This is a genomic window from Paenibacillus humicus NBRC 102415, from assembly GCF_004000905.1.
GTDB classification, from domain to species: Bacteria; Bacillota; Bacilli; order Paenibacillales; family Paenibacillaceae; genus Paenibacillus_O; species Paenibacillus_O humicus.
In genome coordinates this window covers 62,683-83,600 of sequence record NZ_BIMD01000004.1, presented here as the reverse complement: position 1 = coordinate 83,600, position 20,918 = coordinate 62,683, and the positions used below count along the sequence as shown (strand labels likewise).

The 20,918-nt window shown below is 60.6% G+C and carries 18 protein-coding genes; 5 read left to right on the top strand and 13 right to left on the bottom strand.

The features are described from left to right. Positions 1 to 6 precede the first annotated feature (6 nt). Complete coding sequence (locus PHU01S_RS04465; RefSeq protein ID WP_127506369.1) at positions 7 to 951, top strand: aldo/keto reductase; 945 nt, start codon at positions 7 to 9, stop codon at positions 949 to 951. Between the two features lie 310 nt (positions 952 to 1,261). Here PHU01S_RS04465 and PHU01S_RS04460 read toward each other — a convergent pair whose 3' ends face one another. The 5 genes from PHU01S_RS04460 to PHU01S_RS04440 form a co-directional block, all read right to left on the bottom strand. Continuing rightward, positions 1,262 to 2,461 (bottom strand): sn-glycerol-1-phosphate dehydrogenase, encoded by a 1,200-nt coding sequence (locus PHU01S_RS04460; protein WP_127506367.1) that lies wholly within the window; start codon positions 2,459 to 2,461, stop codon positions 1,262 to 1,264. 60 nt (positions 2,462 to 2,521) lie between these two features. Next, on the bottom strand, positions 2,522 to 4,006 hold the full coding sequence (gene araA / locus PHU01S_RS04455; RefSeq protein ID WP_127506365.1) for an L-arabinose isomerase: 1,485 nt from the start codon (positions 4,004 to 4,006) through the stop codon (positions 2,522 to 2,524). 209 nt (positions 4,007 to 4,215) lie between these two features. Next, positions 4,216 to 5,928, bottom strand: a complete 1,713-nt coding sequence (locus tag PHU01S_RS04450; RefSeq protein WP_127506363.1) for a ribulokinase — start codon at positions 5,926 to 5,928, stop codon at positions 4,216 to 4,218. Then, complete coding sequence (gene araD, locus PHU01S_RS04445; protein ID WP_048749830.1) at positions 5,925 to 6,638, bottom strand: L-ribulose-5-phosphate 4-epimerase; 714 nt, start codon at positions 6,636 to 6,638, stop codon at positions 5,925 to 5,927. The genes PHU01S_RS04450 and araD overlap by 4 nt, the downstream gene beginning before the upstream one ends. Positions 6,639 to 6,772: 134 nt before the next feature. Further along, entirely contained in the window at positions 6,773 to 7,861 is a 1,089-nt protein-coding gene (locus PHU01S_RS04440) for a GntR family transcriptional regulator (protein WP_049867767.1), read from the bottom strand. Between the two features lie 344 nt (positions 7,862 to 8,205). On the opposite strand from PHU01S_RS04440, the gene arfA reads away from it, so the two are divergent. After that, positions 8,206 to 9,717, top strand: coding sequence for an arabinosylfuranosidase ArfA (arfA, locus tag PHU01S_RS04435; RefSeq protein WP_049867768.1), 1,512 nt, complete (start codon positions 8,206 to 8,208; stop codon positions 9,715 to 9,717). Between the two features lie 247 nt (positions 9,718 to 9,964). After that, the gene (locus tag PHU01S_RS04430) at positions 9,965 to 11,197 is read left to right on the top strand and encodes an aminopeptidase (RefSeq protein ID WP_048749833.1); all 1,233 of its coding nucleotides are present in this window, start codon (positions 9,965 to 9,967) and stop codon (positions 11,195 to 11,197) included. Positions 11,198 to 11,370: 173 nt separating this feature from the next. Here the strand turns inward: PHU01S_RS04430 and PHU01S_RS04425 are convergent, their stop codons facing one another. The 8 genes from PHU01S_RS04425 to mscL all read right to left on the bottom strand — a co-directional run bounded on the left by PHU01S_RS04425 (position 11,371) and on the right by mscL (position 18,560). Next, positions 11,371 to 12,465: a Gfo/Idh/MocA family protein gene (locus PHU01S_RS04425; RefSeq protein ID WP_021881291.1), complete on the bottom strand. Its 1,095-nt coding sequence runs from the start codon at positions 12,463 to 12,465 to the stop codon at positions 11,371 to 11,373. 31 nt (positions 12,466 to 12,496) lie between these two features. Next, entirely contained in the window at positions 12,497 to 13,129 is a 633-nt protein-coding gene (locus tag PHU01S_RS04420; RefSeq protein ID WP_127506361.1) for a ThuA domain-containing protein, read from the bottom strand. 37 nt (positions 13,130 to 13,166) lie between these two features. Beyond that, positions 13,167 to 14,318, bottom strand: a complete 1,152-nt coding sequence (locus PHU01S_RS04415) for a Gfo/Idh/MocA family protein (protein WP_373864520.1) — start codon at positions 14,316 to 14,318, stop codon at positions 13,167 to 13,169. A 67-nt stretch (positions 14,319 to 14,385) separates the two neighbouring features. Further along, positions 14,386 to 15,426 carry a LacI family DNA-binding transcriptional regulator gene (locus PHU01S_RS04410; RefSeq protein WP_048749839.1) on the bottom strand — a complete coding sequence of 347 codons (1,041 nt, stop codon included), beginning with the start codon at positions 15,424 to 15,426 and terminating at the stop codon, positions 14,386 to 14,388. Between the two features lie 193 nt (positions 15,427 to 15,619). Continuing rightward, the gene (locus tag PHU01S_RS04405; protein ID WP_218032412.1) at positions 15,620 to 16,525 is read right to left on the bottom strand and encodes an ABC transporter permease; all 906 of its coding nucleotides are present in this window, start codon (positions 16,523 to 16,525) and stop codon (positions 15,620 to 15,622) included. Beyond that, complete coding sequence (locus tag PHU01S_RS04400) at positions 16,494 to 16,817, bottom strand: hypothetical protein (protein ID WP_127506356.1); 324 nt, start codon at positions 16,815 to 16,817, stop codon at positions 16,494 to 16,496. Before PHU01S_RS04400 ends, PHU01S_RS04405 begins: the two co-directional genes overlap by 32 nt. Before the next feature lie 87 nt (positions 16,818 to 16,904). After that, a complete protein-coding gene (locus tag PHU01S_RS04395) occupies positions 16,905 to 17,891 on the bottom strand; it encodes an aldo/keto reductase (protein ID WP_127506354.1) in 987 nt (328 codons plus the stop codon). 270 nt (positions 17,892 to 18,161) lie between these two features. Continuing rightward, positions 18,162 to 18,560 carry a large conductance mechanosensitive channel protein MscL gene (gene mscL / locus PHU01S_RS04390; RefSeq protein WP_048749843.1) on the bottom strand — a complete coding sequence of 133 codons (399 nt, stop codon included), beginning with the start codon at positions 18,558 to 18,560 and terminating at the stop codon, positions 18,162 to 18,164. Positions 18,561 to 18,723: 163 nt separating this feature from the next. On the opposite strand from mscL, the gene PHU01S_RS04385 reads away from it, so the two are divergent. Both PHU01S_RS04385 and PHU01S_RS04380 read left to right on the top strand, forming a co-directional pair. Further along, the gene (locus tag PHU01S_RS04385; protein WP_048749845.1) at positions 18,724 to 19,893 is read left to right on the top strand and encodes an oxalate decarboxylase family bicupin; all 1,170 of its coding nucleotides are present in this window, start codon (positions 18,724 to 18,726) and stop codon (positions 19,891 to 19,893) included. A 7-nt stretch (positions 19,894 to 19,900) separates the two neighbouring features. Continuing rightward, entirely contained in the window at positions 19,901 to 20,755 is an 855-nt protein-coding gene (locus PHU01S_RS04380) for an alpha/beta fold hydrolase (RefSeq protein WP_246029146.1), read from the top strand. Positions 20,756 to 20,918: the final 163 nt, after the last annotated feature.

Below are 20,918 nucleotides of genomic sequence, written 5' to 3'. Positions count from 1 at the left end.
AATGCCATGAAAACAATCCTCATCCCGGGAACCGACAAGCCCGTCTCGATTCTGATGAAGGGCTCCGACTACTTTACGCATGACCAGTACGAGAAAGCGGCGGCCAATCTCGACGCCTTCCTCGCCATCGGCGGAAATGCCGTGGATACGGCGCACATCTATTGCGGCGGCCAGAGCGAAGAGGTTCTGGGCCGTTACATGGAGGAGCGCGGCAACCGCGATGACCTCGTCATCCTGACGAAGGGCGCCCATCATGACCATACCGGTCCCCGCGTGAACCGCCAGGCGATCAACAGCGATCTGACGACGAGCCTGGAGCGGCTGCGCACGGATTACGTGGAGCTGTATGCGCTTCACCGGGACGATCCTTCCGTGCCTGTCGGCGAAATCATCGAAGCGCTGAACGAGCATATCGAAGCCGGCCGCATCGGCGCGATCGGCGGCTCCAACTGGACCTGGCAGCGGCTGCAGGAAGCCAATGAATATGCGGCGGCCCATGGCCTTGCCGGCTTCACCTTCAGCAGCCCGAACTTGAGCCTCGCCAAGGTCAACGAGCCGTTCTGGCACGGCTGCGTGTCGGCCGACGCGGAAACGCTTCGGTGGCATGAGCAGCAGCAGCTGCCCCTGCTGTCCTGGTCCTCCCAGGCGCGCGGCTTCTTCACCGGCCGCTTCTCGCCCGAGGTGCGCGACAACGACGACATCGTCCGCGTCTTCTACAGCGACGGCAACTGGGAGCGTCTGCGCCGGGCCGAGCAGCTGGCCAAGGAAAAGGAAGTCACGGTCATTCAGATCGCTCTGGCTTATGTGCTCAATCAGCCGTTCCCGACCTGCGCGCTGATCGGCGCCCAGAACGCGCAAGAGCTCCGCTCTTGCCAGGAAGGGACATCCATCAAGCTGACGCGCGCCGAGCTGGACTGGCTGGATCTTACCGCTGCTAGCGTTGCGGGATAAGAATAGCCCGAAAAAGAGAGCTTGTGCAGGCAATCAAGGAGGCTACCCCTCAGGACAGCCTCTCCATTCCTAAAACGCCAAAAGGGACGAAGCGGATATGGTTGATCCGCTTCGTCCCTTTTCCTTTTTGGCGGGCCTGCCCTCTCTCCATTCCATTACCAAGCGGATGATCTTGATAGAAGGGCTTTTCTATTCATTTCCCTGATGTCCCTCTTAGGACTTTCCGAGCGAGATGCAAAAACCATTAGATAGAGTAAAGCAGAAGCTTGTCCCGCCTGGATGCAGCAACGGCTAAATTTCCCTTCCAAAATCAGTACCGGTTATTGGCTCGCAGCAGCGTGAAACGGTTCGGCCGGACCTTGTCCGCCTCGCGCAGCGAGTTCTCCACCAGCTGCTCCGGCAGGCCGAGCTCTTGCGTCGAGACCGGACCGCCGACGGAGCGCAGCCAGTCCCTGATTCGGCCCGGCTCCGGCAGGCTGCCGATCCATTCCTGTATTTCCGGCCAGTGCCGCTCCAGCGCCTTCCTTCCTGCGGCGTCCACAATCTCGCCGTGCCGATAACGTCCGCTGCCATCAGCCGAAGCGGCGATACGTTTGTACAGCGACGAGATCAGTGCGCTTGCCGCTCCGACCTTCGCTCCATGCAGCAGCTGCCTCTGCCCCGTGCGGTGCAGCTCCATCTCCCAATAATGCGAAAGATGATGCTCCGCGCCGGAAGCGCAGTTGGACGAGCCGAGTATGAGCATGGCAAGCCCGGAGCGGATCAAGGCTTCGGTCAGCGCCGTGATTCCTTCGGCGCTGCGGCTTGCGATGCTGCCGGCATGTCGGATGCAGGACTCCAGCGCATCCTCCGTCATCGCAGCCGCCCATTCATCATACGGGCTTAAGCCCAGGCGGGCTTCAATCCGCCAATCCAGCAGGGACGTGAATTTGCCGAGCATATCCCCGAAGCCGGCGGCAATTAGCGGCGCGGGAGCCGCCCGGAGCAGATCCGTATCTGCGAACAAAGCCGAGGGGCCGACGGCGGACACCGTCGTTTTCATCCCGCGGATGAGCAAAGGAGCCCCGAGCGAGGTGAAGCCGTCGACCGAAGGCGCCGTCGGCACGCTTACGAAAGGAATGCCCGCTGTGTAGGCGGCATAACGGCTGAGGTCGTGGATCGTGCCGGAGCCGGCTGCGACGATGGCCGTCGCCCGATGCTGCTGGACCGACAGCAGCAGCTGCACGACCGAAGCCTCGTCCGCGACGACGTCGCCCGCCGCATTGGCATCGATCAAGACGGGATGCAGGTCCAGCTTCATGCTTGACGCCGCATCGAGAAGAATCGTTCCCGCAACTTTCGACGTTGCCGCGTCGCATGCCATGACCGCGTTCCGATGCCCTTTCTCCGATAGGAATTCCACAGTCCGGGCTGCCGCCCCGGACGAGACGTCGATCGTTTCCGGGAATGTCATGCCGCTCAAGTCCCGCCCTAAGGCGAGCGCTCCTTGCGCCATTTCTTGCAGAATCATGCCGGCATTCTCTCCCTTCCATGGCTGCCTTGCTGCCTGAGGCTTGTCAGCGCCCATGTCTCAGCGATTCAGCCGCCACAAAAGATCGCTCAGCCGCAGCTCCTGGCGCAGGCTCCCCGGCTTCGTGTCCCGGCCGATCACAATCGCTTCGATGCCTGCCATCTCGGCGAAGTCGAGCATCTGCTCCGTGCTGACGTTGTACGAGAAGCCGGTATGATGCGCGCCGCCCGCCTCGATCCAGTTCTCCACTCCCTGCTTCAATGATGGAAACAGCCTCCACAAAACCCGCGCGACCGGAAGCCGGGGCATATTCCGAGCCGGCTCCACGGCTTCGACCTCGCTGACGAGCAGGCGGAACCGTCCGCCCAAATCAACGATCGACGCATTGATGGCGTCGCCTCCGCGTCCGCTGAACACCATGCGCGCCGGATCCTCCTTGCCGCCGATGCCGAGCGGATGCACCTCCAGAGCGGGGCGTGCCGCCGCGATCGTCGGGCAGATCTCCAGCATATGGGCGCCAAGCACAAGCTCGTTGCCAGGTTCCAGATGATAGGTGTAGTCCTCCATGAAGGAGGTGCCTTCATTGCCGGACATGATTTTCATCAGACGCACGAGCGCTGCCGTCTTCCAGTCGCCTTCCCCTGCAAAGCCGTATCCCTGCGCCATGAGCCTCTGCACGGCGAGACCGGGAAGCTGCTTCAGTCCGTGCAGATCCTCGAATGTCGTCGTGAACGCGGTGAATCCCCCGTCCTCCAGAAAGCCCCGGATCGCGATCTCCAGCCGCGCCTGGTAGGCGATCGCCTCCCTTGCCTCCGGCGATCCGTCATTCATCGCGTACAGCTCGGCGTATACGCCCATGAGCCGCTCCACCTCCGCGGCCGCGACCTCATCGACCCTCTTCGCCAGATCGCCGACTCCGTATGTGTTGACCGACCAGCCGAACTTGATCTCCGCTCCGACCTTGTCGCCCTCCGTCACGGCTACCTGCCGCATATTGTCGCCGAAACGGGCAACCTTCAGCGTGCGGCTCTCCGCGAATGCGGCGGCCGCTCGCTGCCAGTCACCGATTTCCCGGCGGACGGCTTCGTCCTCCCAATGCCCGAACACGACCTTGCGGGCGGTTCCCATCCTGGCATGGATATAGCCATGCTCCCGGTCGCCATGGGCGGACTGGTTCGTGTTCATGAAGTCCATGTCGATCGTCTCCCACGGAATGTCGCGGTTGTACTGCGTAGCCAGGTGAAGGAGCGGCTTCTTCAGCCTGGACAAGCCTCCGATCCACATTTTGGAGGGGGAAAAAGTGTGCATCCACGCAATGACTCCCGCGCATTCGGCGTCCGCTCCGGCTGCGGCCAGCGCCGAGGAGATCTCCTCCGGGGTTGTGAGCACTCCACGGAACTCGATTTCACAAGGAATAACGCTGGATGAACTCAGCTTTTCCGCGATTTCGCGGCTATGCCCTTCTACTTCCAAAAGAGTCTCGGGTCCATACAGATGCTGGCTTCCGGTCAAAAACCAGAAACGCCAAGGGCGAGCGGTCAACATATGGCAGCCATCCTTCCAAGGTTGATGGGTTCAATCGGTAAGTTGCGGTCTTTTCAAGCCGTTCTATTCGATTAATTTGATCATTGATTTGGTCATTTGGCCTATGAATTCGACTATCAACTCGGTCTATGAATTCGACTATGAATTCGTTCTATAAATTCGGTCTATGAATGTGGTCGAATCAAAATCCGTTCCGAACCCCTCCAGCTCTATTGAACCTGCGGCTGCGTCCGGCCGTTCCGTTCCGAAGAATTCCTCGCCTGCTCCTTCATCGATTTAAGCGTTTTCATGACTCTGCCGGCTCCACGTCCGAAATAATCATGCAGCTTGCTGTATTCCTGGAAGAGAGCTTCGTAGACCCGGACATTGCCGGGGATCGGCTTGAACGACTCTTCCTTGACGCGCGCCATGAAACGCGCGGCATCCACGATGGAATCGTAGCCTCCCTGCTCCGTGCCGGCAGCGACAGCGGCGAACATGGCGGCGCCGAGCGCCGGCGTCTGCCTGGAATCGGCAATCCGGATCTCGCGGTTCGTCACGTCGGCGTAGATCTGCATCATGAGGCGGTTTTTTTGAGGCAGGCCGCCGCAAGCGTAGAGAATGTCGACCGGCACTCCGCTGCCATGAAAAACGTCTACGATCATCCGGGTTCCGTAGGCCGTCGCCTCCAGCAGCGCGCGGTACACTTCTTCCGGACGGGTGTGGAGCGTATATCCAAGCATCAAGCCGGTCAGGTCGGCGTCGACCAGCACCGAGCGGTTGCCGTTCCACCAGTCCAGCGCCAGCAGGCCCGACTCTCCCGGCAGCAGCGCCGCCGCCTTTTCCTCGAGCCATTCGTGAATGCCGGCACCGGCGTCGGCAGCCGCTTCAAACGCATAGGCCGGCACCGCTTCGCGCGTGTACCACTCGAAGATGTCTCCGACAGCGGACTGGCCCGCTTCATAGCCGTAATACCCCGGAATGATGCCGTCCTCGACGACTCCGCACATGCCCTCCACGATGCGCTCCTCTTCGCCGAGAAGCATATGGCAGATGGAAGTGCCCATCACCATCACCAGCTTGCCCGGCGTCACGACGCCGACGGCGGGAACCGCGGCATGGGCGTCCACGTTGCCGGCGGCGACCGCCGTGCCCGCGCGCAGGCCGGTCAGCCGGGCCATCGCTTCCGTAAGGCCGCCGACTCTCGTGCCCGGCGGAACGATCTCTCCGCGCAGCTTGGTGGCCGTCAAATCCTCCAGGCGCGGATCCAGCGAGCCGAAGAAGTCGGCGCCCGGATAGCCGTCGCGCTTGTGCCAGGCGGCTTTGTAGCCGGCCGTGCAGCTGTTGCGGACGAAAGCATCGGTCAGCCTGTAAATGACCCAATCCGCCGCTTCCATGAACAGATCGGCCCGTTCGTAAATATCCGGGGCTTCATCGAGTATTTGCCAAACTTTGGCGAGCATCCACTCGGAGGACAGCTTGCCGCCGTAGCGCTGCAGCCAGGCTTCGCCTCTCTGCTCCGCCGCTTCGTTCAGCTTGTTCGCCTCGTCCTGCGCCGCGTGATGCTTCCACAGCTTCACCCAGCTGTGCGGATGGCCCGCATGCTCCGGCAGCAGGCAGAGCGGCGTCCCCGCGCCATCGACAGGCAGCATCGTGCAGGCCGTGAAGTCGATGCCGATGCCGATAATGTCTTCCGGATCGACGCCGGATAGCCGGAGCACCGCCGGAATCGAGCTTCCCAGCACTTCCATGTAGTCCGAAGGATGCTGAAGCGCCCAGTCCGGCTCCAGCTCCAGCCCCGAGCCCGGCAGCCGGCGGTCGATGACATGATGGCGGTACGGTGTGACATGATCCGCGATCTCGGAGCCGTCGACCAGATCGACCAGGACGGCCCGGCCGGACTGCGTCCCGTAATCGACGCCGATGGCGTATTTCCTTTTCATGGCTGCGAGCCCTCCTTGGGAATGGATTGGCCGTAATAAGCGCCCGATCCGTGCTTGCGCAAATAGTGGCGGTCCAGCAGCAGCTCCGACATGCCGGCCAGATCCGGCTTCAGCCGGAAGCTGCGGTAAGCCATCTTGGCCACCTCCTCCAGCACGACGGCGTTATGGACCGCTTCGGACGGATCCTTGCCCCACGTGAACGGAGCATGGCCATGGACGAGGACGCCGGGAATGGCGTCGGGATCGCGGTTCAGGAACGTCTCTGCGATGACCCTTCCCGTCTCCTTCTCATATGCGCCCTCGATCTCCGCGGCGTTCATCGGACGGGTGCAGGGGATCTCGCCGTGAAAATAATCCGCATGGGTCGTGCCGAGAGCCGGGATACCGAGCCCGGACTGAGCCCAAGCCGTCGCCCAGGAGGAATGGGTATGGACGATTCCGCCGATGGATGGAAAGGACCGGTACAGCACCAGATGGGTCGGCGCGTCCGACGACGGCTTCCACCTTCCCTCCACGACGTTTCCTTTGAGATCCACGACCGCCATGTCGTCCGCCGTCATGTCCTCATAAGGAATCCCGCTAGGCTTGATGACGACAAGGCCGGAGCCGCGGTCGATGCCGCTGACATTGCCCCAGGTGAACGTGACCAGGTTGTAGCGAGGCAGGTCGAGATTGGCTTTGAGCACTTCTTCCTTCAACTGCTGAAGCATAGAGCGAGGCCTCCTTTCGCCGATTCCACCTCATTATATACTTGTATGTACATCTTGGGAATATATGAACCATAAAAAGACCAGCCTGTACATACATCAGGCTGGTCTTGATTCTCGATTCCAATACTAAACCATCACTTTTCCAGGGCTGCCGTGGAATCGCGGATGACAAGCTCCGGCTTGTAGACGAACTCCTTCGCCTCGCCCGGACGGCCTTCGATCAAGCCAAGCAGCGTCTCGGCCGCCTTGATGCCAAGCTCCGCCTTCGGATGCGTGAGGCTCGTCAGCTTGACCGGACCCGCGACCGCATAAGCGGAGTCGTCGAAGCCCGTCAGCGACAGATCGCCGGGCACCGACAGCCCGAGGCCCGCCGCGGCATCGACCAGCCGCACAGCCAGCTCGTCGTTGTAGCAGACGAGAGCGGTCGGACGGCGGTCTCCGGTCAGAAGACGGGAAGCCGCTTCAAGCGGCTTCTCATGCTTGTCCTCGGAGGAGTACAGCACGAGCCGCTCCGGGTGCAGCGGTATTCCCTTCTCTCTGCAGGCTCTCATGAATCCCTTCATCCGCATCGTTCCCTGGATGTCGTCGGTCTTGAAAAAGCCGGCCAGCTCCCGATGGCCGAGGCTGATGAGATGGGAAGCCGCCTCATATCCGCCCGCTTCGTCATCGACCCTGATGCAAGGACAGTCGAGACCCGAATAACGCTCGTTGATCATGACGAACGGAATCCCCTCCAGCTCCAGCCGGATGTACAGGTCCATGTTCGCGTTTCCCTGGGCGCTCTTCGTCGGTTCGATGATGAGCCCGCTTGCCGGGTAGGAAAGCATTCGCTCCAGGCTGTCCCGCTCCTTGAGCTTGTCGTTGTCCGTGCTGGAGAGGAGGAGCCCGCAGCCTCTGCGGCTCAGCTCGCTCTCCGCGCCCCGGACGATATGGGGGAAGATATAGTCGGATATATACGTCGTCACCATGCCGATCGTCGGCGTGTCTCCGGCGGTGCGTACGCGCAGCCGGGAGACGAACGTCCCCTTGCCTTGGACCCGGTAGAGCAGCCCGTCGTTCACCAGCTCTCCGATCGTCTGCCGGACCGTCTGCCTGCTGAGGCCGAACATGGCCGCGAGTTCGTTTTCCGAGAGCATCTGCTCGTCGGCCTTGTACCGTCCCTCCTGCAGCCAATCTCCAATCTGCTGCTTCAACGCCAAATATTTCGGAACCTTGTCATCCATCCCAGCACCCCGTCGCATATATTTACATGATTATATCATATTTAAGTTGTACATACATGTTGGATGAGCTATGATAAGGCTGGAAAACAAACCCTTCTATATAAAGCGAACATTTGATCGAGCGGAGTCGATGGAATGATTTCTGGAGAAGCAGAGCTTACGAAGCGTTTTTCTCCGAAAACTTGAAGCGTTCGCCTTTAACCCGTATATCCCCTATTCATAGGGATTTTTTCGAGAAATCCGGGTCTAACAGCGATCGGAAGAGCATTCCATCTGCGCAGCGGCCCCTGTTCGTTTCCGTTCAATTTATATAGACCAAATCGATGCGAACGAGGTGCAGGCGAATGGCTCTTCAAGCAAAAATGGCTGTCGACAGGGATTTTGTCATCGGCCGCGTGGACGACCGGCTTTACGGTTCTTTTATCGAGCATCTGGGCCGAGCCGTCTACGGCGGCATCTATGAGCCGGAACATCCTCTCGCGGACAGCAGCGGCTTCCGCCGGGACGTCCTGGACATGGTGAAGAAGCTCCAGGTACCGATTGTCCGCTATCCGGGGGGCAACTTCGTGTCAGCCTATGACTGGAAGGATGGCATCGGCCCCCGGGACAGCCGTCCGAGCCGGCTGGAGCTGGCATGGCGCACGGTGGAGCCGAATCTCGTCGGCATGAACGAATTCGCCGACTGGGCGAAGGCGGCCGGAACCGATGTCATGTGGGCGATCAATCTCGGCACCCAGGGCATGGAGGATGCCCGGCAGGCGATCGAATACGCCAACCATCCGGGAGGCAGCTATTGGAGCGATCTGAGGATTTCCCACGGCTATAAGGAGCCCCATGGAATCAAAACCTGGTGTCTCGGCAACGAGATGGACGGTCCATGGCAGATTGGCCAGAAGACCGCCGCCGAATACGGCAGAGCCGCATCGGAAGCCGCCAAGGCGATGCGTCAGGTCGATCCTTCCATCGAGCTGGTCGCCTGCGGCAGCTCCGGCCTTGGCATGCCTACCTTTGCAGAATGGGAAGCGACGGTGCTCGACCTGTCCTATGACCAGGTGGACTACCTGTCGCTGCACCAATACTACGGCAATCATGAAGGCGACACCCCCACTTTCCTGGCGCGGTCGCTTCAGATGGACGAGTTCATTGAAAGCGTTGTCGCGATCTGCGATTACGTCAAAGCCAAAAAGCGCAGCAAAAAGCGGATCCACCTGAGCTTCGACGAGTGGAACGTCTGGTATCATTCCAATGAATCCGACCGCAAGCTGGACCCTTGGCAGATCGCTCCCCCGCAGCTTGAAGACGTCTACAACATGGAGGATGCGCTCGTCGTCGGCTGCATGCTGATCTCGCTGCTCAAGCATGCCGACCGCGTCCATATCGGCTGTCTCGCCCAGCTCGTCAACGTCATCGCGCCCATCATGACCGAGAACGGAGGCAGCGCCTGGGCGCAAAGCATTTATTATCCGTACTTGCACGCTTCCCTTTTCGGCCGCGGCCAGGCGCTCGTGCCCCTGATCCGCTCTCCCAAATACGACACCAAAGAAATCACCGATGTTCCTTATCTGGAGTCCGTCGCCGTCCATCGCGAGGAAACCGGCGAAATCACGATCTTCGCCGTCAACCGCAGCCTGGACGAGGAGCTGCTGACGGAAATCGACCTCCGCAGCTTCGGGACATGCTCCTTGATCGAGCATATCGTGCTCGACAATCCCGATCTCAAGGCGTTCAATACAGCGGCTAGGCCCGACACGGTCCTTCCCCGCACGGGCGGAAGCTCGACCGTGGACGGCTCCAAGGTCGCCGCTTCCCTGCCGAAGGCTTCCTGGAACGTGATCCGTCTCCGGACCATTTCGTAAGCCGATTGCAGGTTGCAGGAATGACAAGCAAGGGACTCCGGCGGACGCTGCCGGAGTCCCTTCAGGTTTTTTTCGTTCCCTCATCATCCATCGGTCGCTGATTCCGAGCGGCTCCTTGTTCCACGCCTAAGATGAAAACGCTTTAAACCGCATCCGCTCATCCGGTCCCCGATTGGAACCTTGGCCCGGACCGACTATAATAGAATAGATTTCCTGTTCAACCTACTCTATTTCTATGGGGGTTCCTATGCGACCTACTCAACAGCAATTGGAAAACTACGCCGACATTATCGTCCGCGTCGGTGTCAACGTGCAGCCGAATCAGAAAGTCGTCGTCATGGCTCCGATCACCGCCGCGCCTCTCGTTCGGCTGGTGTCGTCCAGAGCGTATGCAGCCGGTGCCCGCGACGTCCACGTCGAGTACAATGACGAGGAGCTGACCCGCATCCGCTTCAAGCAGGCGCCGGAGGAGAGCTTCTCGGAATATCCGGCATGGCGCGCCAATGCCATGAAAGGGTTCGCCGACGAAGGCGCCGCCTTCATCCAGATCTACTCCCCGAACCCGGACCTGCTGAACGATATCGATCCGGACCGGATGGCGACCAGCTCCAAGACGGCATCAACCGCTCTCGCTCCTTACCGCAATGCGCTGATGAACCACGAGAACGCCTGGACGCTCGTATCCTACGCCACTCCGGAATGGTCCGCCAAAGTATTCCCGGGTATTCCCGTAGAAGAAGCGGTCGAGAAGCTGTGGGACAGAATCATCGATGCCACCCGGATCGGTCTCGACAATCCGGTCTCGGCATGGGAAGAGCATAACGCCACCCTGCTGTCCATGGTCGACCGGCTCAACGCCAAGCGCTATGCGGAGCTCCGCTATACGGCTCCCGGCACGGAGCTGACAATCGGACTTCCGGATGGCCATCTCTGGCTCGGAGGAAGCAAGGAAAATTCGCGCGGCGTCATGTTCAATCCGAACATGCCGACGGAGGAAGTGTTCACAATGCCGCACAAGGACCGGGTGAACGGAACGGTTCGCAGCACAAAGCCGCTGAACTACAATGGACAGGTCATCGACGGCTTCTCCTTGACGTTCAAGGACGGCAAAGTCGTCGAGTTTTCCGCCGAGCAAGGCTACGAGACGCTGTCCAAGCTGCTCGCGACCGACGAAGGCGCCGTGCAGCTCGGCGAAGTCGCGCTTGTACCGAACGATTCCCCGATCTCGAATTCCGGCATTACCTTCTTCAATACTCTGTACGACGAGAACGCATCCTGCCATCTCGCTCTCGGCCAAGCCTATCCGGTCAACCTGGAAGGCGGCTCGGACCTGTCTCCCGAGGAGCTGGCTGCCCGCGGCTCCAACCGCAGCCTCGTCCATGAGGACTTCATGATCGGCTCGCCGGAGATGGACATCGACGGCGTCACGCAGGACGGCAAGATCGAGCCGATCTTCCGCGCCGGCAACTGGGCTCTCTAGGTTCAAAACCCGGCCTATGAGGCCGATGCAGCATCCCGGAAACTAAAAAAAGCAATCCGGAAGCCAGGCTTCCGGATTGCTTTTTGTTTTTCAGCGGCATGGGAGGAGGAATCCGCCGGCGCTGTTCGGCAGATGAATCGGCCGCAGTCACCGGCAGCCTGTGCTTCCATCCCTTACTTCGCTTCCGCGGCCTCAGGCATCGCTTCCGGACGGGAGCAGCTGCTGACCATCTCGTAGTGCCTGCCCTCGGCGGAGGCGTCATGGAAGCCGTGCATCGCCTCCAGCACATGGTAGGCCATCTCGCCGCTGGCGCGATGCGGAATTCCCTCCGCGATGGAGCGGGCCAGGTCGGCCACGCCGATGCCGCGGTTGTTGTCCGTGAAGCCGTGCGTGAGCGGAATCTCTTCCGCCGCATCGGCTCCCTGCCTGCGCAGCCGGACGACGCCCCCGAAATTATTGGGATCCGGAACGAGCAGCGTGCCTGCCGTGCCGTAAATCTCGATATTCGGCAGCGTTCCCCCGACCGGGGTGTCGAAGCTCGTAATGAGCGTGCCGACCGTGCCGTTCTCGAAGTCGATCACCCCGGCGATATGGGTCGGAACCTCGACGTCGATCACTTCTCCGCGCTTGGGCTCGCTGCGGACGGTCCGCTGCGGATGCGAGACGACTGCCGAGCCGGTCACCCTGCGGATCGGACCGAGCAGATTCACCAGAGCGGTCAAATAGTACGGGCCCATGTCGAACATCGGTCCGCCGCCCTTCTTGTAGTAGAAGGCCGGATCGGGATGCCAGCTCTCGTGGCCGCCGCTCAGCATGAAGCCGACTGCGGCGATCGGACGGCCGATCGCTCCGTCGTCGATCAGCTTGCGGCAGGTCTGGATGGCGCCGCCGAGGAACGTTTCGGGAGCGCTAGCCACCCGGAGCCCTTTGCTGGCGGCCAGCTCAAGAACCTGACGGCCCTCCTCGCGCGTGACGGCGAGCGGCTTCTCCACATACACATGCTTGCCGGCTTCCAGCGCAGCCAGGCATACCGGGGCATGGGCCTGCGGAATCGTCAGGTTGACGACGATGCCGATCTCCGGATCTGCGAGCAGCTCTTCCACTGTATAGGCATGGGGAATGCCGTATTCCTCCGCCATGGCGCGCGCTCTGGAGGGATCCATGTCGGCGCAGGCCGCCAGCTCCACCTCGGGATACTGCTTCAGGTTCGTGAAATAGATGCGGCTGATGTTGCCGCAGCCGATGACGCCGACTTTAATGGGGTTCATAGTATTGGGGCCTCCTTGGGCTGTCGTTGTTCTAGGCTTGCGGACGGGCGGCCCACAGGAAGCCCCGTCTCATCAGTTCGAGCACCGGAGGCATCTCGACGATATTGGCCTGATGTCCGAGCGTATTGTGGTAGACGCGTCCTTGGCCCCATGTCTTCGTCCAGACGACGGGCATCTTGACGCCGTCGAAGTCGGTCGTCGCATGTACGGTGATGGCTGGATCGACGTGCATGTAGTATTTTTCCGAGGAAACCTCGAAATCTCCGATTCCCTCTGTCAAAGGATCGTCCGGGCGGCTCATGCTCACCTCGTATCTCACCCCGTCGTTGCCGGGATGCGCGACCCATTGTCCGCCGACCATATGCTGATATTCGACTTCATTGCGGAAGGCGTCGCTCATCCCTCCGTGGCAGCCGGCGATGCCGCAGCCGGCCTGCACGGCATCCAGCAGCGGGCGCAGCTGCTCCTGAGCGATGCTGCCCATCGTCCAGATCGGGACGATCAGATCGAGCGAGATCATCAGCTCCGCGTCCTTGAAGCTGTCCAGCGTATCCGAGACGACAACGTCGAATTGTTCCTTGCCCAGCAGCTCCGCGAAAATCGCGGCCACCTCTTTCGGCTGATGGCCGTCCCATCCGCCCTGCACGATCAATGCTTTTCTCATGGTGCACCCGCCTTTTTCCTCATATCGTTTTCGAGCTTCACGCTTCCTGCATTTCCTGTAGGGCTACCCAGCGTCGCTCCGCGATGGAACGGTCGACCGCCTCCAGCACCTCCTGGCATTTGACGCCGTCGACGAAATTCGGCGAAGGCTGGCGGTCTTCATGAATGGCGGTGAACAGCTCCAGCATCTCATGCGTGAACGTATGCTCGAATCCGATCGTATGCCCTGCCGGCCACCAGGCGTTGATATACGCATGCGGAGCATCGGTGACGAGCACCCGGCGGAAGCCTTGCACATCGTCCGCATCGTCGGTGAAATACACCTGCAGCTCGTTCATCCGCTCGAAATCGAAAATGACGCTGCCTTTGCTGCCGTTGATCTCGAAGGAATTGGTGCTCCGATGACCCGCCGCGAAGCGGGTCGCCTCGAAGCTGCCGAGCGCGCCGCCCTCGAAGCGGGCGAGGAACAGCGTCGCGTCGTCGACCGTGACCGGACCGCGCGGAGCGTCCTTGTCGCCCTTGGCGCTCAGTCCCGTCATCTCGGCGGCGATGGGCCGGTCCTTGACGAAAGTTTCGCTCATGCCGATCACCTCGCTGAACTCTCCCACCAGGTAACGGGCCATGTCGATCAGGTGGGCGCCGAGATCGCCATGCGATCCGGAGCCGGCGATATCCTTCTGCAGCCTCCATACGAGCGGGAAGTCCGGATCCAGAATCCAGTCCTGAAGGAACCAGGCGCGGAAATGATAGATTTGGCCGAGCCGTCCTTCATCGATCAGCTTCTTGACGAGCTGCACGGCCGGCGAGAACCGGTAGTTGAAGCCGACCATATGCTTGATTCCGGCTTGACGGGCCGCCTCCAGCATCTCCCTCGCATCCGGCAACGACAGAGCGAGCGGCTTCTCGCAGAACAGATGCTTGCCTGCTGCCGCTGCGGCCAGCGCGATTTCCTTGTGCGCATCGCTCGGAGCGTTGATGTCGATCAGGTCGAGATCGTCCCGCTGGACGAGCCGTCTCCAATCCGTCTCGGCTTCCTCCCAGCCGAACTGGGCGCGGGCCTGCTCGACGGCTGCGGCATCGCGGCCGCAGAGAACCTTCAGCTCCGGACCCGCAGGGGCATCCGGGAAAAACATCGGCAGGGCGCGATAGGCATTGCTATGCGCCTTGCCCATGAACTTGTAGCCAACCATCCCAACCTTGATCTTCTTCACCGACATCATCTCCTTCAATGGATTCTGTTGTCTGCTTGCCTTCGCCTCATGGACGGCCGGGGCGGTACAACAGCGTCGAATCCCTCGCCGCCAGCCTCGTAGCCAGCATGAGCTCATGGGAAGGCGCGATGCCGCCCTCCGCCTCGCCGATCGCCCGCAGCGCAGCCTGCCGGCCGACTTCGTCGAAAGGGACCGCCACGGAAGTAAGCTGCGGGCTCGTCATGGAAGCTCCATCCGAGCCGTCATATCCGGCGAGCGCGTAATCCCTTCCGGCCTGGATCCCTTTCTCCAGCAAGCCTTGCATGATGCCGATCGCCATCCGGTCGTTGCCGGCATACACGCTGTCGGCCTGTCCGCTCCGCAGCAGCTCCTCTACCCGAGAGGCAAGCGCCAGGCCGCTCTTGCGGCTGTACTTGCCTTCAAGAACGATATGCGGCGACAGCGGCAGATCCGCCTGCTCCAACCCCTCCACATAGCCGGCATACCGGTCTCCGCTGTTGGAATACTGCGCAGGACCGCCGACAAAGGCAATGCTGCGGCAGCCGAGTCCGTGCAGATGGGCTACCGTCTGCCGGCTCCCTGCGGCATGATCTCCGTCTGCCGTCCGATGCTCCAGTCCTTCGAACCGCTGGCCTGCGACGGCGTAGGGATAGCCGGCCGTCTCCAGCTCCATCAGCGCCTCCCTCTCTCCCGGAATCCCGCTCGAACCGAGCACGATGCAGGCATCCGCCTTGCGGGATCGGAACAAGCCGGCATATGGACTTGCATCTCCCGGCTGCCGGAAGATCAGCAGCAGATTCAGCCCCCGCTCGCCGGCCGCAAGACCGATACCGCCGAGCAGCTGCGAGAAGTAGAAGGTGGAGAAGAGCGGCACGTTCGGCATGAACGGCAGCACGACGCCCAGGTTTCCGCTCCTCTTCTTCGCGAACTGCCGGGCGATGTCGCTAGGCACATAACCCAGCGCGTCCGCCGCCTCCAGCACCTTGAGCCGGGTTGCCTCCTTGATCGGCCCCGTCCCGCTCAGCACCCGCGACACGGTCGCCTCGGATACGCCCGCGAGCTTGGCGACTTCCGTCCTTTTTGTCATTCCACAGCCTCATTTGCCTTAAATATATACTCATGTACGCGTGTACATTTTTTCATGAAAACGCTCTTATGTCAATGCAATCCTGCGACAACAAAGCGATGAATGGCGCAATAGCGAACAAAAAAAACCCGGCATGGCCGGGGGGATGAATCAAATGAACGGCATCGTTTGCGAATGGGCCGCGCCGCGTCACCTATCCCGTCTTCCTGCCGAACCGGATCCGCGGATCCAGCAGCAGATAGATCATATCCGCGATCCAGGAAAATAGGACGACGAGAGCGGTAACGAGGAGGATGACGGCGATCAGCAGCGGATGGTTGCGCGAAAGAGCGGCGTAAACCATCAGCGATCCGAGACCGCCCCAATTGAACACGTTCTCGACGATGGCCGAGCCGCTGACCAGCATCGGCAGATCCATCGCGGCAAGAGTAACGACGGGGATCATGGCGTTTTTGAGTCCATGCACAAGGATGACCCGTCTTTCGGGAACGCCTTTTGCCCGGGCAGTCTGCAGATAGTCCAAAGGAAGCACCTCCTGCAGGCTGGAGCGGATGAACTTGAGATACACGGCGACGATGCCCAGCATCAAGGTCGCCACGGGCAGAACCATATGCTGCAGCAGATCCGGCAGGTTCCCTTCCATTCCGGGAGTATGCATGCTGCTTGGAGGAAGCCAGAGCAGGTTCATGGCAAACAGCTGACGCAGCCAGATGCCGGCGGCGCTGGCGGGCAAGGCGAAGCCGGCAAGCGCGAGCATGGCTGCCGCCCGGTCCGACAGGCCGCCCGGCCGGCGGCTGTTGTAGATCGCCAGCGGAAACGCGATCATGAGCGCAAGAAGCCACGCGGTGCCGATCAGAATCAGGCTGTTCTGCGCATACTTCCAGATGTAGCCGCTGATCGGATACATCTGGTAATCCAGGCCGAGCGCTCCATGACGGAGACCTTTGAGCCAGGCCCAATACTGCTCCAGAAAGGGCAGATCGAGTCCGAGCGCATGCTTCCGGGCATCCACGAGCTGCTTCTGCTCCAGCGTCATTCCGATCGTCGACCACATGTCGCCGGGCATTTCATGAATCAGATAAAAGCATGAAGCGGACACGATCAACAGGACGACAATGGATTGAAGCGTTCTGCGAATGATGAATTCCCACATATCGGACCCTCGCTTGCCGGCAGGAATGGATGGCTGAGGCGCGACTCCTGCGCATTCGCGACCACCTGCCCATAGTTACCATCTTCTGCTCAATTACAATCTTCTGCTCTATTGCAATCTTCTGCTCTATTGCAATCTTCTGCTCTATTGCAATCTTCTGCTCGATTGCAATCTTCTGCTCGATTGCCATCTTCTGCTCGATTGCCATCTTCTGTTCAATTACAATCTCCTGCTCCATTAATTACAATCTCCTGCTAAATACACCATTTCCTGCTCATCTTCTGCTTGCTCCAGAGCATTCACAGCCTTGTGGCATAGAAGATGGCTACAGATTGACGGTTTTCATGCCGTCCTCGGCGTACCGCTCGCCATGCGCCGCTCCGCGCGGGGCGACCTCCTCGATCCGGCTCCGATCTTCGTCCGTCAGCCCGATATGGACCGCTCCGATGTTCTCCTCCAGATAGCTGCGGCGCTTCGTCCCCGGGATCGGAACGATGTCGTCGCCCTGCGACAGCAGCCAGGCAAGCGCCAGCTGGGAAGGCCTGCAGCCTTTCGCCGCCGCAATGTCGCGGACCCGGTCCACCAGCTCCAGATTCCTGCCGAAGTTCTCTCCCTGGAAGCGGGGAGAGTGGCGGCGGTAATCGTCCTGCGGCAAATCGTCGAACGCTTGGATCTGGCCGGTCAGGAAACCTCTGCCGAGCGGCGAATAGGGAACGAAGCCGATGCCGAGCTCGCGGCAGAGCGGGAGGATCTCGTCCTCGACATCCCGGCTCCACAGGGAATATTCCGTCTGAAGCGCAGAGATGGGATGCACGGCGCTGGCGCGTCGGATCGTATCCGGAGCGGCTTCCGACAGGCCGAGAAAGCGGACCTTGCCTTCCTTGACCAGCTCCGCCATCGCCCCGACCGTCTCCTCGATCGGCGTATCGGGATCAACCCGATGCTGATAGTACAGATCGATATGATCGGTTCCAAGACGCCGCAGGCTGGCCTCGCAAGCCGCGCGTACATAATCGGGACGGCCGCTCACCCCGAGCCTTGACCCGTCCTCCGCTCTGCGGATGCCGAACTTGGTCGCGATGGCCGCGTCGTACCTTCTGCCTTTGACGGCTTGTCCGACCAGCTCTTCATTGGCTCCGACGCCGTACATGTCCGCCGTGTCCAGGAGCGTCACGCCGAGCTCCAGCGCGCGGTGGATCGTGGAGATCGACTCCGCTTCGTCCCGGCCCCCGTAGAAATCCGACATGCCCATGCAGCCGAGTCCCAGCGCCGATACTTCCAAACCTTCTTTTCCCAGCATCCGTTTCTGCATGCAGAATTCGCCTCCCATTCATTTTGCCAAACCGGCAGCGGCCCATCCTTCCGGCCGTCCATGCGCCGTCCAATCGTTATGCTGCAGCCTCCGCAATGCCAGCGTGTCCGTCTTGCTGAAGCTTCCATAATGCTGGAGTTTCCATCATGCCAGAGTCTCCGTCTTGACATGCCCATGCAGCCGAGTCCCAGCGCCGATACTTCCAAAAAGCCTCCGCCATACCAGAATGTCCGTCTTGCCGGAGCCTCCCATGCCGGAGTCTCCGTCTCGCTAGAGCTTGCCCTGCCGGTCCTTCAGCAAATCGCGGATTTCGATCAGCAGCTTCTCCTCGCCCGTCAGGACGGGATCCTGCCTCTTCGGCAGCTCTTCCTCATGATGCCGCTTGCGCTTGAGGCCGGTGAGCAGCCGGATGAACAGGAAAATGGAGAACGAAACGATGAAGAAGTCGATCACGCTCTGGAGGAACAATCCATAGGCGAGCGTAGTATCTCCGAATGTCGCCTTGAGCCCGGAGACGTCGACGCCTCCGAACAGCATGCCGATCAGCGGCGTCAGAATGTCCGCCACGAGCGAGCTGACGATTTTGCCGAAGGCCGCCCCGATGATGACGGCGATAGCGAGATCCAGGATGTTGCCTTTGAGCGCGAACGCCTTGAATTCCTTCCACAAAGGGAGCCTCACTCCTGTTCCATTATAGGTTGTCTATTTCCCACGTCCTTCCATTTTAACTCCATTCGGCTTCTGCCGCCAGATACATATCCGGCGGAAAGCCGGCGTAAGGTAGCACATAGCGGCAGAACCCGAGCCTGCCACCGGAAAAGGAGTCCATGCCATGAACAATGAGCGCCAATCCATGCCGGTTCCCGAGCCCATGCGAGCGGATGGAGCCGGCGGGCCTGACAAAGGCCCCCGCAACCTTATGCGCGATCTGCAAAATCCCGATCTGCTCGTCCCCCCGCCAACGGACAACGGCCTCATCCCGAATCTGAGATTCTCCTTCTCGGATGCGCATATGCAGCTGAACCAGGGCGGTTGGTCGCGCGAGGTGACCATCCGGGAGCTCCCCGCAGCGACAACGCTTGCCGGAGTCAATATGAGCCTCATTCCGGGAGGAGTCCGGGAGCTTCACTGGCATCAGCAGGCCGAATGGTCTTATATGCTCCTCGGAAGCGCCCGGATTACCGCCATCGACTGGCAAGGCCGCAATTTCATCGCCGACGTCGGTCCCGGAGATCTGTGGTACTTTCCGCCGGGGCTGCCCCATTCCATCCAAGGGCTGGAGGAAGGCTGCGAATTCCTGCTCGTCTTCGACGACGGCCATTTCTCGGATCTGAACACCCTCTCCATCTCCGATTGGTTCGCCCATACTCCCAAGGACGTGCTGGCCGAGAACTTCGGCGTTCCGGCGAGCGCGTTCGATTCCATTCCGCCCGGACAGGTCTACATCTACCGCGACCGGGTGCCGGGTCCCGTCCAAAGCCAGGAAATTCAGTCGCCATACGGCTCCGTCCCGTTTCCTTTCAAGCATTCGCTGCTCGCCCAGACTCCTCTCACGACACCGGGCGGCAGCGTGAGGATCGCAGATTCGACCAACTTCCTGGCATCCAAGACGATCGCGGCCGCGCTGGTCGAAATCAAGCCGGGAGGCATGCGCGAGCTTCATTGGCATCCCAACCAGGATGAATGGCAGTATTACTTGGCCGGACAGGGCCGCATGACCGTATTCGGCGCCGGCGGCAAAGCGAGGACCTTCGATTACAGAGCCGGCGACGTCGGCTACGTCCCTTTCGCCTTCGGCCATTACATCCAGAACACCGGAACCTCCACGCTCTGGTTTCTGGAAATGTTCCGCAGCAGCCGCTTCGAGGATATTTCCCTCAACCAGTGGATGGCGCTGACGCCTCGCCAGCTCGTCAAAAGCAACCTCCATGTCGGAGACGAGGTCATCGATTGCCTCCGGAAAGTCAAATGGCCCGTCGTGCCGGGACCGGATAAGGAGTGAGAGCCGAATGCATCCCGAACGCTTTTTTGCGCAGGATCGGTTTCCCTACGCCTGGATGGCTGCTTATCCTCCCCTGCCTCCTATCCGCAGCCTGTACCGAAGCGGCAGCCAGCAGGGCGAGCCTGCGCCGAGTCTGACCTTTGTCCTCGTCCATGGGTCCTGGGCGGACGCCAGCTATTGGAGCGAGGTTGCATCCGAGCTGAGAAGGCAAGGCCACATCGTCCATGTGCCGGAATATCCCGGTCATGGCCCGGATTATAATCCCGGCGTTACGCATGAAGCCATTACCCGAGCGGTGGCGGCAACCATTACGGGCTGCGGCCTCTCCGATGTGCGGCTCGTCGGCCACAGCTTCGGAGGAAGCGTCATTCAGAAAACCGCCGAGCTCGTGCCGGACCGAATCCGCAGAATCATCTTCATGAACGCGTTCGTCCTGAAGGACGGCCAATCGGTCGCAGACGAGCTCCCTCCTCCCGTGCAGCAATCGTTCATCCAGCTCAGGCAGTCTTCCCCCGACGATACGATCATGCTTCCGTACCCGCTGTTCAGGGATACGTTCGCGAATCTGGCCGACAAAAGACTCGCCGATCATCTGTACAGCAGGATGGTTCCGGAGCCGGCGAAACCTCTCTTCGAGAAGCTCGACCTGAAGAAATTCTATGGACTCGAAATTCCGAGAAGCTACCTGTACCTCACGACCGACGGCGTGCTGCCGCAAGGAGAAGGCTACGGCTGGCATCCTCACATGTCCGGACGTCTCGGGGTGTTCCGGCTGATCAAAACGGAAGGCGACCATATGTCCACCGTCAAAACCGCTCCGGCGCGCATCGCGGCCAGCCTGTACGAAGCTGCCAGGGATTGAAGGGAAGCCGGAGCGAGCCATTCCTAGCAGTCGGTGCAGCCGGTGAAGCTAGGCGGCAAGGGCAGCCGGCGAGGCAGCCGGCCAGCCTGACGTTGCCAGACTGGCCGAGAGTCCCTTAGGGGACTTTTTTTAGTTGGACGGTTTCGCAATCTTGCGCTCCTAT

What these genes read in the sequence shown, in the direction of transcription:
- PHU01S_RS04465 (WP_127506369.1), top strand. Translation starts at nt 7, where the DNA reads ATGAAAACAATCCTCATCCCGGGAACCGACAAGCCCGTCTCGATTCTG.
- PHU01S_RS04460 (WP_127506367.1), bottom strand. Translation starts at nt 2,461, where the DNA reads ATGATTCTGCAAGAAATGGCGCAAGGAGCGCTCGCCTTAGGGCGGGAC.
- araA (WP_127506365.1), bottom strand. Translation starts at nt 4,006, where the DNA reads ATGTTGACCGCTCGCCCTTGGCGTTTCTGGTTTTTGACCGGAAGCCAG.
- PHU01S_RS04450 (WP_127506363.1), bottom strand. Translation starts at nt 5,928, where the DNA reads ATGAAAAGGAAATACGCCATCGGCGTCGATTACGGGACGCAGTCCGGC.
- araD (WP_048749830.1), bottom strand. Translation starts at nt 6,638, where the DNA reads ATGCTTCAGCAGTTGAAGGAAGAAGTGCTCAAAGCCAATCTCGACCTG.
- PHU01S_RS04440 (WP_049867767.1), bottom strand. Translation starts at nt 7,861, where the DNA reads ATGGATGACAAGGTTCCGAAATATTTGGCGTTGAAGCAGCAGATTGGA.
- arfA (WP_049867768.1), top strand. Translation starts at nt 8,206, where the DNA reads ATGGCTCTTCAAGCAAAAATGGCTGTCGACAGGGATTTTGTCATCGGC.
- PHU01S_RS04430 (WP_048749833.1), top strand. Translation starts at nt 9,965, where the DNA reads ATGCGACCTACTCAACAGCAATTGGAAAACTACGCCGACATTATCGTC.
- PHU01S_RS04425 (WP_021881291.1), bottom strand. Translation starts at nt 12,465, where the DNA reads ATGAACCCCATTAAAGTCGGCGTCATCGGCTGCGGCAACATCAGCCGC.
- PHU01S_RS04420 (WP_127506361.1), bottom strand. Translation starts at nt 13,129, where the DNA reads ATGAGAAAAGCATTGATCGTGCAGGGCGGATGGGACGGCCATCAGCCG.
- PHU01S_RS04415 (WP_373864520.1), bottom strand. Translation starts at nt 14,318, where the DNA reads ATGGTTGGCTACAAGTTCATGGGCAAGGCGCATAGCAATGCCTATCGC.
- PHU01S_RS04410 (WP_048749839.1), bottom strand. Translation starts at nt 15,426, where the DNA reads ATGACAAAAAGGACGGAAGTCGCCAAGCTCGCGGGCGTATCCGAGGCG.
- PHU01S_RS04400 (WP_127506356.1), bottom strand. Translation starts at nt 16,817, where the DNA reads ATGGAGCAGGAGATTGTAATTGAACAGAAGATGGCAATCGAGCAGAAG.
- PHU01S_RS04395 (WP_127506354.1), bottom strand. Translation starts at nt 17,891, where the DNA reads ATGCAGAAACGGATGCTGGGAAAAGAAGGTTTGGAAGTATCGGCGCTG.
- PHU01S_RS04385 (WP_048749845.1), top strand. Translation starts at nt 18,724, where the DNA reads ATGAACAATGAGCGCCAATCCATGCCGGTTCCCGAGCCCATGCGAGCG.
- PHU01S_RS04380 (WP_246029146.1), top strand. Translation starts at nt 19,901, where the DNA reads ATGCATCCCGAACGCTTTTTTGCGCAGGATCGGTTTCCCTACGCCTGG.